This window comes from Microbacterium sp. ProA8 (assembly GCF_039905635.1).
GTDB lineage: Bacteria > Actinomycetota > Actinomycetes > Actinomycetales > Microbacteriaceae > Microbacterium > Microbacterium chionoecetis.
Genome location: NZ_CP157000.1, coordinates 3,665,706 through 3,682,398 on the forward strand (window position 1 = coordinate 3,665,706; position 16,693 = coordinate 3,682,398).

The 16,693-nt window shown below is 70.3% G+C and carries 14 protein-coding genes; 6 read left to right on the forward strand and 8 right to left on the reverse strand.

Features of this window, described 5'->3' with window-relative positions:
- Window positions 1-66 precede the first annotated feature (66 nt).
- Window positions 67-1,428 (forward strand): diacylglycerol kinase family protein, encoded by a 1,362-nt coding sequence (locus ABG085_RS16530; RefSeq protein ID WP_347976838.1) that lies wholly within the window; start codon window positions 67-69, stop codon window positions 1,426-1,428.
- A 62-nt stretch (window positions 1,429-1,490) separates the two neighbouring features.
- Here ABG085_RS16530 and ABG085_RS16535 read toward each other — a convergent pair whose 3' ends face one another.
- From ABG085_RS16535 to ABG085_RS16555, 5 genes are all read right to left on the reverse strand, one after another.
- Window positions 1,491-2,420 (reverse strand): carbohydrate ABC transporter permease, encoded by a 930-nt coding sequence (locus ABG085_RS16535; RefSeq protein ID WP_347979226.1) that lies wholly within the window; start codon window positions 2,418-2,420, stop codon window positions 1,491-1,493.
- Between the two features lie 35 nt (window positions 2,421-2,455).
- Window positions 2,456-3,427: a sugar ABC transporter permease gene (locus ABG085_RS16540; protein WP_347976839.1), complete on the reverse strand. Its 972-nt coding sequence runs from the start codon at window positions 3,425-3,427 to the stop codon at window positions 2,456-2,458.
- A gap of 195 nt (window positions 3,428-3,622) precedes the next feature.
- Window positions 3,623-4,993 (reverse strand): extracellular solute-binding protein, encoded by a 1,371-nt coding sequence (locus tag ABG085_RS16545; protein WP_347976840.1) that lies wholly within the window; start codon window positions 4,991-4,993, stop codon window positions 3,623-3,625.
- A 28-nt stretch (window positions 4,994-5,021) separates the two neighbouring features.
- Complete coding sequence (locus ABG085_RS16550) at window positions 5,022-6,788, reverse strand: glycoside hydrolase family 13 protein (protein ID WP_347976841.1); 1,767 nt, start codon at window positions 6,786-6,788, stop codon at window positions 5,022-5,024.
- A 439-nt stretch (window positions 6,789-7,227) separates the two neighbouring features.
- Window positions 7,228-8,304: a LacI family DNA-binding transcriptional regulator gene (locus ABG085_RS16555; protein ID WP_347976842.1), complete on the reverse strand. Its 1,077-nt coding sequence runs from the start codon at window positions 8,302-8,304 to the stop codon at window positions 7,228-7,230.
- A 46-nt stretch (window positions 8,305-8,350) separates the two neighbouring features.
- On the opposite strand from ABG085_RS16555, the gene ABG085_RS16560 reads away from it, so the two are divergent.
- The 3 genes from ABG085_RS16560 to ABG085_RS16570 all read left to right on the forward strand — a co-directional run bounded on the left by ABG085_RS16560 (window position 8,351) and on the right by ABG085_RS16570 (window position 11,660).
- Window positions 8,351-9,706, forward strand: coding sequence for a deoxyribodipyrimidine photo-lyase (locus ABG085_RS16560; RefSeq protein ID WP_347976843.1), 1,356 nt, complete (start codon window positions 8,351-8,353; stop codon window positions 9,704-9,706).
- A 92-nt stretch (window positions 9,707-9,798) separates the two neighbouring features.
- Window positions 9,799-10,440: an NAD(P)-binding domain-containing protein gene (locus tag ABG085_RS16565; RefSeq protein ID WP_347976844.1), complete on the forward strand. Its 642-nt coding sequence runs from the start codon at window positions 9,799-9,801 to the stop codon at window positions 10,438-10,440.
- A gap of 149 nt (window positions 10,441-10,589) precedes the next feature.
- Window positions 10,590-11,660 carry an LLM class flavin-dependent oxidoreductase gene (locus ABG085_RS16570; protein ID WP_347976845.1) on the forward strand — a complete coding sequence of 357 codons (1,071 nt, stop codon included), beginning with the start codon at window positions 10,590-10,592 and terminating at the stop codon, window positions 11,658-11,660.
- Between the two features lie 160 nt (window positions 11,661-11,820).
- Here ABG085_RS16570 and ABG085_RS16575 read toward each other — a convergent pair whose 3' ends face one another.
- Both ABG085_RS16575 and pheA read right to left on the reverse strand, forming a co-directional pair.
- Entirely contained in the window at window positions 11,821-12,264 is a 444-nt protein-coding gene (locus tag ABG085_RS16575) for a pyridoxamine 5'-phosphate oxidase family protein (RefSeq protein WP_347976846.1), read from the reverse strand.
- Window positions 12,261-13,244 carry a prephenate dehydratase gene (gene pheA / locus ABG085_RS16580; RefSeq protein ID WP_347976847.1) on the reverse strand — a complete coding sequence of 328 codons (984 nt, stop codon included), beginning with the start codon at window positions 13,242-13,244 and terminating at the stop codon, window positions 12,261-12,263. Before pheA ends, ABG085_RS16575 begins: the two co-directional genes overlap by 4 nt.
- Window positions 13,245-13,459: 215 nt before the next feature.
- Here pheA and pgm point away from each other — a divergent pair, with 215 nt between their 5' ends.
- The gene (gene pgm / locus ABG085_RS16585) at window positions 13,460-15,103 is read left to right on the forward strand and encodes a phosphoglucomutase (alpha-D-glucose-1,6-bisphosphate-dependent) (protein ID WP_347976848.1); all 1,644 of its coding nucleotides are present in this window, start codon (window positions 13,460-13,462) and stop codon (window positions 15,101-15,103) included.
- A 93-nt stretch (window positions 15,104-15,196) separates the two neighbouring features.
- Here pgm and ABG085_RS16590 read toward each other — a convergent pair whose 3' ends face one another.
- Window positions 15,197-15,478, reverse strand: a complete 282-nt coding sequence (locus tag ABG085_RS16590; protein ID WP_347976849.1) for a GlsB/YeaQ/YmgE family stress response membrane protein — start codon at window positions 15,476-15,478, stop codon at window positions 15,197-15,199.
- Between the two features lie 179 nt (window positions 15,479-15,657).
- Between ABG085_RS16590 and ABG085_RS16595 the strand changes: the two genes are divergently transcribed.
- A complete protein-coding gene (locus tag ABG085_RS16595; RefSeq protein WP_347976850.1) occupies window positions 15,658-16,572 on the forward strand; it encodes a PmoA family protein in 915 nt (304 codons plus the stop codon).
- Window positions 16,573-16,693: the final 121 nt, after the last annotated feature.

The window sequence follows — 16,693 nt, forward strand, 5'->3', positions numbered from 1 at the left end:
CCCCTGCCGCACGGACGGGCACGCCGTGCGAGCCGGATGGGCGTTTCGCGTCCTACTCTGGACCACATGGCGGTATCTGGATCGGGCGAGGACGCGACAGCCGACGACGACCTCACTCCCCACCCGGCCGACGCGATCTACGCCGACGGACCCAGCACCGACGAGCTCGACGTCGCTGCCGCGGAGGTCGAGGCGCAGGTCGAGGAGTCGGCCGCGACGCCCACGCCGGGGGGCGAGGAGGGCGCGGATCCCGCCGAGGATGCGGCATCCGTGCCCGGCGACCGCCGGGAGCACGACGCCCCCGACCCGGCCGCGGCAGCGAAGCCTGACGACGTCATCCGCGAGCCCGACGACATCGAGGCCGACACCGCCGACGGCGAGACCGGCTACGCGCGCCGCGTGGACGCCGCGGGGCGGACGCGTCCGATCGAGACCGACGGGGAGCGCCCCTCACCCAAGGCCGCGCTGGTGTACAACCCGATCAAGGTCGACGCCGACGTGCTGCGAGAAACGGTGACCCGCCTCTCGGCGGACGCCGGATGGAGCGAGCCGCTCTTCTACGAGACGACGGTGGACGATCTCGGCGACGACGTCACCCGGCAGGCGCTCGACGAGGGCGCCGACGCGGTGCTCGTGGCGGGCGGCGACGGCACGGTGCGCGCCGTGTCGGAGGCGATGAGCGGCAGCGGTGTGCCCCTGGCGATCGTGCCCAGCGGCACCGGCAACCTGCTCGCCCGCAATCTGAGGCTGCCGCTGACCGAGCCGGACGCGATGGTGCAGGCCGTGTTCGACGGCGACACCGTCCCGATGGACGTCGGCTGGACCGAGCTGAGCCGCCCCGACGGCACCACCGCCGAGCACGCCTTCGTGGTCATGGGGGGCATCGGACTGGATGCCGCGATGATCGCGAACACCAACCCGCAGCTGAAGAAGACCGTCGGCTGGGTGGCCTACGTCGACGGAGCGGCGCGGGCGCTGCCGAGCGCCAAGCCGTTCCGCGTCGTGTACGAGCTGCCGGGCCACCGGCTGCACTCCTCGCGCGTGCAGAGCGTGCTGTTCGCGAACTGCGGCAAGCTTCCCGCCGGCCTCGACCTCATCCCCGAGGCCTCGATCACCGACGGCGCGCTGGACATCGTGATCTTCCAGCCCAAGGGGCCCTTCGGCTGGCTGTTCGTCTGGCGCCGCGTGGCGTGGGACAACAGCTTCCTCCGCCGTTTCCGGACCGGCCGCCGCGTGCTGTCGCTGCGCACCAAGGACAACGCCGTCGTGTACTCCCGCGGCGCCGGCATCGAACTGGCGACGCACGACGCGCAGCCGGTTCAGCTCGACGGCGACGAGTTCGGCGAGGCGCTCTCGGTCAAGACCCGCGTCGAGCCCGCAGCGCTCCTGATGGTCGTGCCCCAGGGCCACAGCACCGACGGCCTCTGACGACGACGGATGCCGCGGGCCGCGGCATCCGTCAGCCATCGGTCGCTGAGCCCGCCGGGCGGTCAGCCCTTCACGGCGCCGCCGAGCCCCGCCGACCGCAGGAACACGGACTGGAACAGCAGGAACATCGCGATCGGGATGAGCGTCGCGATCGCGAGCGCCGCGAGGAACACGTCGAGCTCTGTCTGCGACTGCACCGCCGGCAGGCGCACCGACAGCGGCTGCACCGCCGGGTCGGGGAGCACCAGCATGGGCCAGAGGTAGTCCTTCCACGCGGCGATGATCGCGAACACCGACACGACGCCGAGGATCGGCTTCGACATCGGCAGGACGATCGACCAGAACAGCCGGAAGGGTCCGGCGCCGTCGGTCTTCGCGGCCTCGAAGACCTCGCGCGGCAGATTGTCGAAGAACCGCTTCACGAGCAGGATGTTGAAGGCGTTCGCACCCATGGGAAGCCACACCGCGAGGTAGTTGTTCAGGAGGCTCACGTCGCCCAGCAGCGGCGGGTTGACGATCGTGAGGTACAGCGGAACGAGCAGCACGATCCCGGGGATGAAGAGCGTCGCCAGCACGAGTGCGCTGAGCACCGGCGCGTAGCGAGGCCGCAGCACCGAGAGGGCGTACCCGGCGGTCGTCGCGATGAACAGCTGGGTGAACCACGCCCCGAGCGCGATCACGATCGTGTTGAAGAAGTACTGATCGATGTGGATGTCGTTCCACGCGGTCGACAGATTCTGCCAGTCGATGCCGTTCGGCCACAGCGCGAAAGGCTGCTGGAGGGTGTCCTGCGTGGGTGTCACGGCGGACTTCGCGAGCCACAGGATCGGACCGAGACCGGCGATGACGAGCGTCACGGTCAGGAAGACGTGGGTCAGCGACATCCCGAAGCGCGTGCGCCGCTGGTGGCGCTCCGAATCCGAGACGATCGTGCGCTCGAAGCGGTCGTGCATGTCGCCGCGCCTGCCCCAGCGGCGCACGAGGCGCCGCATCTCCTCTCGGCGCGTCTCTCCGGCGATCGACGTGGTCATGAGGTGCTCCAGCGGTTCGTGAGTTTGAAGTACAGCCATGACAGGACGGCGAGCACGATCGCGAGCAGCACCGACACCGCGGTCGCCTCGCCGTAGTCGCCTCCGAGGCTGTTGCGGAACGCCTTGTCGTAGATGTACAGCAGGATCGTCTTGGTCGCGCCGGCCGGCCCGCCGCCGGTGAAGAGGAACGGTTCCAGAAACACCTGCGCGGTTGCGATGACCTGCAGGATCAGCATGATGAAGAGGATGCCGCGCAGCTGCGGCAGTGTGACATGCCAGACCTTGCGCCAGATGCTCGCACCGTCGACCTCGGCCGCGTCGTACAACTCGGCCGGCACCGACAGGAGCGCGGCGAGGTAGATGATGATCGACCCGCCGGCCGCCGCCCACGTCGCCTCGAGCACGAGCGACGGCATCGCCTGCACCGCCGACGAGAGCCACGGCTGCGGAGGGATGCCGACCCAGCCGAGCACCGTGTTGAAGACACCCGACGGATCGGCGCTGTAGAAGAACTTCCAGAGCAGCACCGCCACGACCGGCGGGATCACGACGGGCAGGTAGGCGAGCGCTGAGTACAGCCCCTTGCCGCGGCGCACCTCGCTCATGAGCACCGCCATCAGCAGCGGCAGCGGAAACCCGAACAGCAGCGCCAGCACCGCGAAGTACACGGTGTTGATGACCGCGCGTCCGAGTTCGGGGTCGGTGATCACCGCGACGTAGTTGTCGAAGCCGACCCACTCCGCGACGATCAGGTTCGTCTTCTGCAGGCTCATGACCACCGACTGCACGATCGGCGACCACGAGAAGAAGAAGAACACGAACACCATCGGCAGCACGAACAGCAGGTTCGCGAGGCCACCGCCGCGGTACCAGGTGAGCGGGGTGCGCCGGGCCCGTCGACGCGCGGGCGGCGCGGCGGGCGGTGGGGCGGCGGCGGGTGCCGGGCGCTCCGGGAGGGTCGCGGTCATCGTCGGCCTTTGCTGTGGGTGTTGTGCGGATGTCCGGGGCGTTTCGTCTCGCTTCGCTCGCTCAACGACCGAGTCCTCCGAGGAACGAGCGAGGATTCCGGTCGTTGAGCGAGCGAGGAACGAGCGAGACGAAACGAGTTCGGGAGATGCCGCGGCCCGGCGGCGAGGTCGGGCCGCGGCATCCGGAATCCGCTGCTACTCGTCGAGCAGCGCCTGGGCGTCCGTCTGAGCCTGCGCCAGCAGAGCGTCGATGTCGGCGTTCTCGTCGGTGAGGACCGTCTGGACGACCGTGTCGAGGAGAGCGTAGACCTCCTGCGTCTTCGCCTTCGCCTCACCGACCGGGGTCTGATCCCAGATCGCGTCGGTGAACGGCGTCATCTGGTCGCGCGGGACGTTGATGTACGGCTCGATCCACGTCAGCGACTCGTCGTAGAGTTCACGGCTCAGCACCGGAAGCAGCGGCGTGCCGACCGCCTGGTCCGACTCGCTCAGCGCCTTGGCGTCGGCGACCGCCGCGTCCTCGTCGAGGAGCTTCTGCATGTAGTACCAGTCGATCCACGTGATGCCGGCGGCCTTGGTCTCGTCGTCGATCGTCGGGCTCATGACCGCGATGTCGCCGCCGCCCAGCGGGCCGGCGTCGTCGCCCTCGAGCGGCAGCACCGTGATGCCGTAGACGTCGGGGTCGAGGCCGAAGTCGCGCACGAGCGCCGTGTAGATGTCGGACCCCGTGGTGTACATGCCCACGTTGCCGGCCGCGAACTCCTGGTTGATCGTGCCCCAGTCGAGGTCGACCTTGGACCCGAACGAGTTGTCCTCCCACTTCAGTGCGTGCAGGAACTCCAGCGCGGCCTTGGTCGCGTCGTTGTCGATCGTCGACTCGGCGGTGCCGTCGGGGTTGTCGGTCTGGGTGCGCCCGCCGCGCGCCGCGGTCGCGACGGTCAACTGCCACCCGCCGGTGTTGTTGGTCGCCATCTGCGAGTAGCCGGCCTTGCCGGTCGCGTCCGTGATCTGCTGGGCGTACTCACGGACCTCGTCCCAGGTCGTGGGCGGCGAATCCGGATCGAGACCGGCGGCCTCGAACAGCTCCCGGTTGTACGAGAGCGCGTTGGCGTAGGCCTGGCGCGGGAAGCCGTAGTAGTGGCCGTCGGCGCCGGTGACCGCGTCGAGGATGATGGGGTTGAAGCTGTCGGTGTAGCCCAGCTCCTCCATCTCGTCGGTGACGTCCATGAGCTGGTCGTTCTCGAGCAGCGTCTTGGCATCGGTGAACGGCACGGTGAACACGTCGGGAAGGCTGCCGCCGGCGAGCTGCACGGCGAAGGTGGGCCCCTCCCACTCGTACTCGACACCGATGATGTCGATGTCGGGGTGCTCCTCCTCGAACTGCTTCTCCTGCTCGGCGAACGCCTCGTAGGCGGCTTCGTCGGCGCCGGGCGGGAACGTCGCGACGCGCAGCTCGGTCTTTCCGCTGCTGTTGTCGTCGCCGCCGGCTGCCGAACAGCCGACGAGCGCGCCGACCGTCGCCGCTGCGGCGACACCGGCGAGCAGGACCCTTGCTGGTGACTTCATCGTCTTTCCTTTCTGGGGGAGTTCCGCGTCAGCCTCTCGACGCGGACTGCTCCGGATTGATGGTGGTGCGTGCGGGGTGAGGGACGTCGGCGGAGGGCTCGAGCCGCAGCCACGCCGCGGCATCGCCCGGCAGCAGCCCGCCCTCGAGCGCCGTGCTCGAAAGGAGTACCGTCGCGCCGGGGGGCAGCGCGACCGGGTCTTCACCGGTGTTGACGATGCACGCGAAGCGATCGCCACGCCGGAAGGCGAGGATGTCGACGGGACGCGCACCCGGCGGCGAGGCGGTGGCCGCCGGCGCGTCGTCCCACCACTCGAGGGGCCCGTCGCCCAGCTCGGGCAGCTCGCGCCGCAGGCGCAGCGCGCTCCGGTACAGGTTCAGGGTCGACGCCGGATCGGCCTCCTGGGCGGCGACGGTGAGCGCACCCCACCCCTCGGGCTGCGGCAGCCACGTGGACGTGGCGTCCGGGCTGAAGCCGAACGGTGCGTGGTCGCCGGCCCATGGCAGCGGGACGCGGCATCCGTCCCTTCCGGGATCCGTCCCGCCGGAGCGGAAGTGCATCGGATCCTCGATCAGCTCGAGCGGCAGGTCCTCGACCTCGGGGAGCCCGAGCTCGTCGCCCTGATAGATGTACAGGCTGCCGGGGAGGGCCGCGACCAGCAGCGCCGCCGCGCGAGCCCGGTGCAGGCCGAGCTCGGGATCGGTGGGCACGCCGAAGCGCTTCTTCAGGAAGGCGAACGCGGTGTCTTCGCGCCCGTACCTGGTGACCGGGCGGGTGACGTCATGGTTGCTGAGCACCCACGTCGAAGGTGCGCCGACGGGTGCGTGAGCCTCGAGCGTCGCGGTGATCGAGTCGCGGAAGGATGCCGCCCCCCACGGTCGCGCCAGGAAGTCGAAGTTGAACGCGGTGTGCATCTCGTCGGGCCGCAGGTAGTTCGTGAATCGCACGATGTCGGGCACCCAGATCTCGCCCACGAGCACACGGGTACCCGGGTAGGAGTCGGCGATCGCACGCCACGACCGGTACACGTCATGCAGCTCGTCGCGATCCTCCGTCGGGTGCTGCCCAGGCCCGTGCTTGTCGCCGACCTCCGGCAGGTCGGCATCCTTGATCAGCAGCGCCGCCGAGTCGATCCGCACACCGGCGACGCCACGGTCGAACCAGAACCGCAGGATGTCCTCGTGCTCGCGCCGCACATCGGGGTGGTTCCAGTTGAGGTCCGGCTGCTCGGGAGTGAACATGTGGAGGTACCACTCCCCCGCGGTTCCGTCGGCGTTCGTGGTGCGCGTCCACGTCTCGCCCTGGAAGCTCGAGACCCAGTGCGTCGGGATCTCGTCGCCGTTCTCCCCCTTGCCCGGGTGGAACCAGAAGCGCTCCCGCTCGGGGCTGCCCGGCCCGGCGGCGAGCGCGGCCTGGAACCACGGGTGCTGATCCGAGATGTGGTTCGGCACCACGTCGATGATGGTGCGGATGCCGAGGGCCAATGCCTCCTGGATCAGCAGCTCCGCCTCTTCGAGCGTGCCGAAGCGCGGGTCGATGTCGCGGTAGTCCTGCACGTCGTAGCCGCCGTCCGCCAGCGGGCTCGGGTACCAGGGGTTGAACCAGATGGCGTCGACGCCGAGGTCCTTGAGATAGCCGAGGTGCGCCCGCACCCCCGCCAGGTCGCCGGTGCCGTCGCCGTTCCCGTCCGCGAAGCTGCGGACGTAGACCTGGTAGATGACGGCCGACCGCCACCACAGCGGGTTGTCGCTCGCGGGAACGGCTCGTTCGTCGCGGGTGAGGACCTCGGTGTCCACGTGACTCCTCGTCGATGGGGAAAGGGATCGATGCGACGAATGTATTCCGCGGACGGCTTGAGTGCAACTCTTCGACAGAATTATGCAAGATCACGATTGAGCATCGGGTTCGGTTGTGATCGGGTGACCGCTGCGCGGATCATCCTCCGGCGCGCGTCCCGCTCCGACGACTCGTCGACGTCGACTTCGTCGGCGGCGACTTCGTCGCGGCGCCCGCCAATCCCGAGCCCGCGCGCTCTACGGATGATCCCGCTCCGCTGGCTCCGCGCCGGGTGCAGGCGCTCGGGTGCGGGAGCCCTCGACCCCGGTCGTTGAGCGAGCGAGGAACGAGCGAGACGAAACGCCCTGGACACGACGCCGCAGCGAGGCTTGAGGCGTTTCGTCTTCGGGCGCCAGAGCGCCCTCCGCTCAACGACCGGGTGTGTCGCCGAACGCGGGCTCAGGCGGCGGGGCCGGTGGAGGCGCGCAGCACGAGTTCGGGCTCGAACAGGAGCTCGTCGCCGGGCTCGGTCGTTCCGGCGATCTGGGAGAGCAGGAGCTCGATGACGGTGCGCCCCATCGACTCGATCGGCTGGCGGACGGTCGTGAGCGGAGGCTCGGTGCAGCTCATGAGGAACGAGTCGTCGAAGCCCACGACGCTGACGTCGCCCGGCACGCGGAGGCCATGACGACGCGCGGCGCGCACGGCACCGAGGGCGAGGGGATCGCTGGCGCACACGATCGCGGTCGCGCCGGCGGCGAAGAGGCGCGAGGCCCCTGCCTGACCCGATTCGAGGGAGTACAGACCGCGCACCACGAGGGAGTCTTCGAGTGGTGTGCCGAGTCGCTCCAGGAGCGGCCGGGCGGCGGCGAGCTTGCGCTGCGAGGGGATGTGGTCGAGCGGACCGAGCAGCAGTCCGATGCGGCGATGGCCCAGCTGATGGAGGTGCTGGATCGCCTGCTCTGCGGCCGCTCCGTCGTCGGTCGAGACCGTGGCGAAGTCGAGGGCGTCGATGCGCGCGTTCACCAGCACGGTCGGCAGGTGCACCTGCCGCAGGCGCTCGTAGTGCTCGTGCGCGGCATCCGCCTGACTGTAATTGCCCCCGAGGAAGATCACCCCCGACACCTGCTGCTGCAGCAGCAGGTCGATGTAGTCCGACTCGGTGATGCCGCCCGCGTTCTGCGTGCACAGCAGCGGCGTGTAGCCGTTCTGCGTCAGGCCGCCCCCGATGATCTCGGCGAGCGCAGGAAAGATCGGGTTCTGCAGTTCGGGCAGCACCAGGCCGACGAGCCGGGCTCGTTCGCCACGGAGCTTCGTCGGACGCTCGTAGCCGAGCACGTCGAGAGCGGTGAGCACGGCCTGCCGCGTGGCATCGGACACTCCGGGCTTGTCGTTGAGCACGCGACTGACGGTCGCTTCGCTGACCCCGACCTTGCGCGCCACTTCGGCGAGACGCTTCGACATGCGCTCAGTGTACGCAAGAACTTGCAGGATTCCGCAAGCACGCGCAAGCGATGAACGCCGATCCACCGGCACCTGTCAAGACCGCCGTGCCGGTGCGCTCGCGCGGCAGGATGGCGGCATGCCCGGTCCCTCGATCGTCTGGTTCCGCGACGATCTGCGCCTCGCCGACAACCCTGCACTCCGCGCAGCGCTCGATCGCGGTGAGCCCGTGATCGCGCTGTACGTGCTCGACGAGGAGAGTCCCGGCATCCGTCCCCTCGGCGGCGCCGCCCGCTGGTGGCTGCACCACTCCCTCGCCTCGCTCGGCGACCGGCTGCGCGAGCGTGGCGGCACCCTGGTGCTGAGGCGGGGTCCTGCCGATCGTGTGGTGCGCGAGACGGTGACGGATGCCGCGGCCGGCGCCGTCTTCTGGAACCGGCGCTACGGCGGGCCCGAGCGCGAGGTCGACGCCGGCCTCAAGTCCGCGCTCCGGGACGACGGCGTCGAGGTGGCCTCGTTCGCGGCGTCGCTGCTCTTCGAACCGTGGACCGTGAAGACCGGTGCCGGTACGCCGTTCTCGGTGTTCACGCCCTTCTGGCGCGCCTGCCTCGCGCTCCCCGCACCGCGCGCGCCGCTGCCCGAGCCGCGCGAGGTCGGTGGACCGCGCCGGGCTCCGGCATCCGATTCCCTCGACGAGTGGGCGCTGCTGCCCACGCGGCCCGACTGGGCGTCCGGACTGCGCGAGACGTGGGAGCCGGGCGAGCCCGCCGCACGCCGGCGGCTGCACGAGTTCCTGCACGACGACCTCGCGCACTACGACCGTGCGAGGGATGAGCCGTCGGCCGGTGCGACCTCGCTGCTGTCGCCACGCCTGCGCTGGGGCGAGCTCAGCCCGCACACGGTGTGGCACGAGACCGTCGCGGCCGGAGAGGGAGGCAGGTTTCTCTCCGAGCTCGGGTGGCGCGAGTTCGCGTGGCACGTCCTCTTCCACCACCCCGACCTCGCGACCCGCAACCTGCGGCGGGAGTTCGACGCGTTCCCGTGGCCCCGTCTGAAGCCGACCCACCTCGACGCCTGGCAGCGCGGCCGCACCGGCGTCGCCCTCGTCGACGCGGGCATGCGGGAGCTGTGGCACACCGGATACATGCACAACCGGGTGCGCATGGTCGCGGCATCCTTCCTCGTCAAGAACCTGCTCATCGACTGGCGGCGCGGCGAGGAGTGGTTCTGGGACACCCTCGTCGACGCCGACGGTGCCAACAACCCGTTCAACTGGCAGTGGGTGGCGGGGTCGGGCGCGGACGCGGCGCCATACTTCCGCATCTTCAACCCGCAGCTGCAGGCGAAGAAGTTCGACGCCGACGGACGCTACGTGCGCGAATGGGCGCCCGAGCACCTCGACGAGCGGCCGCCCGAGCCGATCGTCGATCTGGGCGACACGCGGAGGGCCGCGCTCGACGCGTACGAGCACGTCAAGCGCACCCCCCGCGGCTGAGTCGGCGCCCGTGATCCGGGCGTGGCCTCTCGGTTTCGCGCGTCGGACCCGCGCCGGGAATTCGCGCGCCGCCACCGGAGTTGCCGACCGTCATGACAACGATCGGAATCATCGGTGCAGGACACATCGGCAGCGCGCTCGCCCGCGCCTTCTCGGGACTCGGCTACGACGTCGTGATCGCCAACTCGCGCGGGCCTGAGAGCCTGGCCGGCCTGGTCGCCGAGCTCGGACCGAAGGTCACCGCCGCGAGCGCCGTCGACGCGGCCACTGCCGGCGACATCGCCGTGGTGACCGTGCCGCTCAAGTCGCTGAAGGATCTGCCGGTCGAGCCTCTCTCCGGCAAGATCGTGCTCGACACCATCAACTACTACTTCGAGCGCGACGGGCACATCGACGCCCTCGACCGCGGTGAGGCCACGACGTCCGGCCTCGTGCAGTCGCACCTTCCGGCTTCGAAGGTCGTGAAGGCGTTCAACCAGATCCTCGCCGCAGACATCAACACCACGGGGCTGCCCGCGGGCACCCCGAACCGTCGCGCCCTCGGCACCGCGAGCGACCACGAGGACGCCGTCGAGCTCGTGACGGGCATCTACGACGCCCTCGGATTCGACACCGTGAGCGCCGGACCGCTCAGCGAGTCGTGGCGGCTCGAGCGCGACCGGCCCGCGTACACGGCGCGCCAGACCGCCGCAGAGCTGCGCGAGAACCTCGCGCAGGGCAACCGCCTCCCTTGACCCGCCACGGTCGTTGAGCGAGCGAGGAACGAGCGAGACGAAACGCCCAGAGCCCAGCACTGACCCTGGACTCAACGCGTTTCGTCTCGCTTCGCTCGCTCAACGACCGGAAGGAATAGAGCTGATGCCGCAGCGGGTTGTCGCAGGGGATGAGTACCGCCATCTCCACCCCGGCCCTGTCCGTCCTCGACCTCGTCCCGGTGCGCACCGGTCAGACGAGCGCGCAGGCGGTCGCGGCATCCCTGTCCGTCGTCGACGCCGCTGATCGGCTGGGCTATCGCCGTTACTGGTTCGCCGAGCACCACAACATGCCGGCCGTCGCGTCGACGACGCCGCCCGTGCTCGCGGCGGCGGCTGCGGCACGGACCTCGCGCATCCGCCTCGGCTCGGGCGGTGTCATGCTGCCGAACCACTCTCCGCTCGTGGTCGCAGAGCAGTTCGCGGCGCTCGAAGCGCTCGCCCCCGGCCGCATCGACCTGGGGCTCGGCCGCGCACCGGGGTCTGATCCGGTCATCACGCAGCTGCTGCGCCAGAGCGGCACCACGAGCGACGTCGAGCGCTTCCCCGACCACGTGCGCGACATCATCTCGCTCGTCGCTCCTGATGGCGCCTCGCTGCGCTTCACGTCAGGCGGCACCTACGACGTTCACGCGACACCCGCCGCGACCACGACGCCCGAGGTGTGGCTGCTCGGCTCGAGCGACTACTCGGCGCAGCTCGCGGCGTCCCTCGGCCTGCCCTATGTCTTCGCCAACCACTTCTCGGGCGAGGGGCTGGAGCGAGCTCTCGACCTCTACCGGACGGCGTTCGTGCCGTCGGAGACTCTCGCCGCGCCCCGCACCTTCCTCACCGCCAACGTGCTCGTCGCCCCGACGGCCGAAGAGGCCGAGGCCCGCGCCCTGCCGAACCTGCGCATGACTGCGCGCCTGCGCACCAACAAGCCCCTCGTGGCACTCGAGACCGTGGAGCAGTCGATCGCCGGTGCGGCGGATTTCGCCGGGCTCGGCGACACGTTCATGGCCTCGGCGCGGGCGAAGTGGTTCGTCGGCACCGCCTCGGCCGTGGCATCCGATCTGCGTTCCTTCGCCGCGCGGCACGAGGTCGACGAGGTCATGATCTCGCCCATCGCCGGTTCGTACGAGAACGAGCCGATGGATGCCGCCCCCGGCCGCCTGCAGACGCTCGAGCTGCTCGCCGCCGAGCTCGGCCTCGCGTCCTGATGTAGGCCCTTCGCGAACTCAGCGGAGCGGGATTCTCCGGAGAGCGCGCGGGCTCGGGACTGGCGGGGCGCCGCCGGCGAAGCCGACGCCGCCGGGTACGCGCGCCGGAGGAGGATCCCGCGCAGCGGACCCCGAGACCCCAGCCGCGGGTCCGAGTCCGTTACCAGGCGACGAGCTTGTGCGGGGTGACCTCGACGAGCACCGAGTAGCGCTCGGCCATGGTCGCGGTCGTGAGCCCGAGCCGCTGCAGCCATGCGTCGTACTTCGCCGTGTAGGCGTCGCCGATGCGCTCGACCCACGCGCTCGACGGCTCGGGAGAGATCGCGGCCGTACCGCGCAGGACGGTGAGCTGCTCGCCGTCGGCTCCGGCCTCCAGATGCAGCAGGACGCGGTCGTTGGCGCGGAGGTTGCGCACCTTCGCCGTCTCGGGCTCGCTCATGATCAGCGCGCGCCCGTCGCGCCACAGGAACCAGATGGGCACGGCGTGCGGGAAGCCGTCGCGCCCGATCGTGCCGAACCAGGCGACCTGCTCGGTCTCGAGGCGTCGGAGCGCGCGGGCATGGACGTCGTTCGCCGGGTCGAAGGCGAACGCCGGCGCGGTCATTCCTGCACCTCGGGCTCACCCGAGATCAGGCCGCGCAGCCAGTCGCGCGCCTCGACGAACACGTCGTCGGCGTACCGCTCGGGGTAGCGCACGACGGCGCGGTCCGCGCGCGGGTACGACCCGAGGAACGTCACCCGCGGGCTGAAGCGGCGCAGCCCCAGGAGGGCGTCGGCCATGCGCTCGTCTTCGAGGTGGCCATCGGCATCCACCACGAAGCGGTACCGGCCCAGCTCGTCGCCGATCGGGCGGGAAGCCAGCAGCGACAGGTTGATCCCTCTCGTCGCGAACTGCTCGAGCATCTCGAGCAGGGCGCCGGGGTGGTCGTCGGGCAGCTCGACGATGAGCGAGGTCTTGTCGGCACCGGTCGGCGGCGGAGGCACGACCGTGCGGCTCACGAGCACGAAGCGGGTGACCGCGTTGGGGTTGTCGCCGATGTTCGAGGCGAGCAGCTCGAGCTGATGATGCTCGAGGATGCCGGGCGGGGCGATCGCGGCATCCGCGTCACTGGATCCGTCGAGAAGGCTCATCGCGCTGGCGACGTTGCTGGCCGCGGGCACATGGGCGTGGGCCGGCAGCGCGTCCGAGAGCCACTGCAGGCACTGCGCATAGGCGACGGGGTGCGCCGCGATGAGCGACACGTCCTCGAGCCGCGCGCCCGGTCGCCCGACCAGCACGAACTCGACGGGCACGAGGTACTCCCCGACGATGCGGAGGCCGGGCACCGTCGCGAGGGCATCCTGCGCGGTCGACACCCCACCGTCGACGGAGTTCTCGATCGCGATCATCGCGGCATCGGAGCGGCCCTCGACGACGTCGGCGAGCGCCTCGCCGACATTGCGGACCGGCCGCCACTCGTGGCCGCGCGCCTCGGGAACCTGGGCGAGCGCCGCCTCGGTGAACGTGCCCGCCGGGCCCAGATAGCTGTAGGTACGGCGGGTGGGAACGGGAGCCTCGGCGGAGGCGACGACCTCGGAAGTCACGCGTGCCAGCCTAGCCCGGGCCATGTGGGCGGGCCCCGCAGCCGACCCGTCGACATCACATCTCGTAACGGACGCCGGATCCCGGCGCCGGCGTGCCGGGACCGCGTGATTCCGCGCCGGATTCGTCCGCACGGACGATCCGTTCTCCTGAGCAGTACGTGGGACGAGTGTCATCGGCGGTGCGCGAGCCTCGGCGGGAGGGCAGACTGGGACGCATGAGTCGCGCAGGACAGCCCGCCGAAGCATCCGATCTCGTCGACATCGATGAGGTGATCTCCGCCTACTACGACATCACCCCGGATCCGGGCGTGCCCGAACAGCGGGTGGTGTTCGGCACGAGCGGCCACCGGGGCTCGTCTCTGACGGGCAGCTTCAACGAGACCCACATCCTCGCCACGACGCAGGCGATCGTCGACTACCGCCGGTCGCAGAGCATCGAGGGCCCGCTGTTCATCGGCCGCGACACCCACGGCCTGTCGCTGCCCGCCGAGCGCAGCGCCATCGAGGTGCTGGTCGCCAACGGCATCGACGTGCGCGTCGACGCCCGCGACTCCTGGGTGCCGACTCCCGCGCTCAGCCACGCCATCCTCACGTACAACCGCGGAAAGGATGCCGCCGACCCGAGCCGCTCCGACGGCATCGTGGTGACGCCGAGCCACAACCCGCCGCGCGACGGGGGCTTCAAGTACAACCCGCCGAACGGCGGACCCGCCGACACCGACGCGACCGGATGGATCGCCGACCGCGCGAACGAGCTCATCGCCGCGAACCTCGAAGGCGTGGCGCGTACGCCGTTCCGCGACATCGACGCCGACACGCTCGGCGAGTACGACTTCCGCGACGCGTACGTGCGCGACCTGCCGAACATCATCGACGTCGAGGCGATCCGCCGCGCGGGCGTGCGCATCGGGGCCGACCCGCTGGGCGGCGCCTCGGTCGAGTACTGGGCCCTGATCGCCGAGGTGCACGGGCTGGACCTCACAGTCGTGAACCCCGATGTCGACCCGACCTGGCGCTTCATGACGCTCGACTGGGACGAGAAGATCCGCATGGACCCGTCATCGCCGTCGGCGATGGCCGGACTGATCGGCCGCCGCGACGAGTACGACATCCTCACCGGCAACGACGCCGACGCCGACCGCCACGGCATCGTCACGCCCGACGCCGGGCTGATGAATCCCAACCACTACCTCGCCGTCGCGATCGACTACCTGTACTCGCACCGCCCGGAATGGCCGACGGATGCCGCGATCGGCAAGACGCTCGTCAGTTCGATGATCATCGACCGCGTGGCCGCATCGCTGGGGCGCGACCTGCTCGAGGTGCCGGTCGGCTTCAAGTGGTTCGTGCCCGGCCTCCTCGACGGCTCGGTGGCGTTCGGCGGCGAGGAGTCGGCGGGCGCGTCGTTCCTGCGCCGCGACGGGAGCGTCTGGACGACCGACAAGGACGGCATCCTGCTGTGCCTCCTCGCCGCCGAGATCCTCGCGGTCACCGGCAAGACGCCGTCGCAGCGCTACGCGGAGCTCGAGGCCGAGTTCGGCGCCTCGGCCTACCAGCGCGTGGATGCTCCGGCATCCCCTGCCCAGAAGGCCGCGCTCGGAAAGCTCGCACCGGAGGCGGTGACGGCGACCGACCTTGCCGGGGAGCCGATCACCGCGAAGCTGTCGCACGCGCCCGGCAACGGGGCCGCGATCGGCGGTCTCAAGGTGCAGACGGAGCACGCCTGGTTCGCCGCGCGCCCCTCGGGCACCGAGGACGTCTACAAGCTCTACGCCGAGTCGCTCCGCGGACCCGAGCACCTCGCACAGGTGCAGGCTGAGGCCCGCGAGGTGGTGTCGCAGGCCCTCGCCGGCGCCTGAGCACCCCGCCAGCCGGCCGCAGACAGACGAATCGCCCGAACCCACGCGAGGGACGCGGGGGTTCGGGCGACGTGTGTCCGGCCGCGGAGCCGGTCAGGAGCGCGTGACGCCCCGGCGACGCGTGAACAGGACGTACAGTCCGAGCACGATGATCGCTCCGAGGATGGATCCGATGATGCCCGCCGGCTGCAGGAAGCCGCCGTTCGGGTCGCTGCCGAAGATCAGGAAGCCGAGGAAGCCGCCGACGAACGAGCCGACGATTCCGAGCACGATGGTCAGCAGGATTCCCATGCTCTGCTTGCCGGGGATGACGGCGCGAGCGATGAGGCCGGCGATGAGGCCGATGATGATGAGGCCCAGAATTGTCCAGAGCATTGTTTCTCCTTCGTCTCGTGGACACTGCGGGGGGTGCGGTGTCTCGGGTGAGATGTCACGACGCTAGCGCCCCCGCGAATCACGATGCTCCCCCTACCGCCGCCGCGCGAAAAGCGCTATACGCGCGACGCTCGCGCGACGGGGAAGCGTTTTCCAGTGATCTGCGGCACAATGAACGGGTGCCCGACCTGACGCTCCGCCTCGATGAGGCCGACCTCACCGTGACCTCCGCCGGCGTGGACATCGCCCGCTACTCCTTCGCGCCAGGAGGTGCACCCTCCGAAGGTCCGAAGCCGTTCCTGCACCCCGTCCGCGCGCTCGACGGCGCGCCGCTCACGGCCTACCGGCCGTGGGACCACCGCTGGCACAAGGGCCTGCAGATGACGTGGACCCACGTGTCGGGACAGAACTTCTGGGGTGGCAACACGTACCGTCCCGAACACGGCGACTACGCCCTGCTCGACAACGTCGGCCGCATGCGCCACGACGGGTTCGCGGCGATGACGGCGGAGGGATCCGAGGTGTCGTTCACCGAAGACCTCACCTGGATCACCGCGGGCGGCGAGGACTGGATCGCCGAGACGAGGACGCACCGCTTCCACGGCGTCGACACCGCGCGGGGCCTCTGGGTGCTCGACTTCTCGACGACGCTGCGCAACGTCTCGGGCCGCGACCTCGAGTTCGGCAGCCCGACCACGCAAGGCCGCCCGAACGCCGGCTACACCGGCTTCGTGATCCGGATGCCGCGTGCCTGGACCGGGGGCCGTGTGCTGGCGGGCGGGCTCCCCGACGACGCGGGTGCCGACGCCGTGATGGGTCTCGAAGCCCCGTGGGTCGCGGTGTCGGGAGAGCACGACGAGTACGACGGCGGCGGCACGGTGCTCGCCTTCGCCGGCGCGTCGACCGGCGGGCCGGCGATCCGGTGGTTCGTGCGCAGCGAGCCCTTCCCGATCCTCGCGCCCTCCCCCTCGTTCGACAAGCACATCGTGCTCGCACCCGGGGCCGAGCTCTCGCTCGCGCACCGGCACGTCTTCGGCGACCGCATCTGGACTCCCGAGGAGACGCGGGCCCTCGCGGCCGACCTCGCGCCTTGAGGGCGCGGTTCGCGCCGGGTGCAGGCGTTTCGTCTCGCTCGTTCCTCGCTCGCTCAACGACCGGGAGAAGGTTCCTCGGTCGTTGAGCGAGGGAGCGCCAGCGACCGCGAGCACAGTTCCG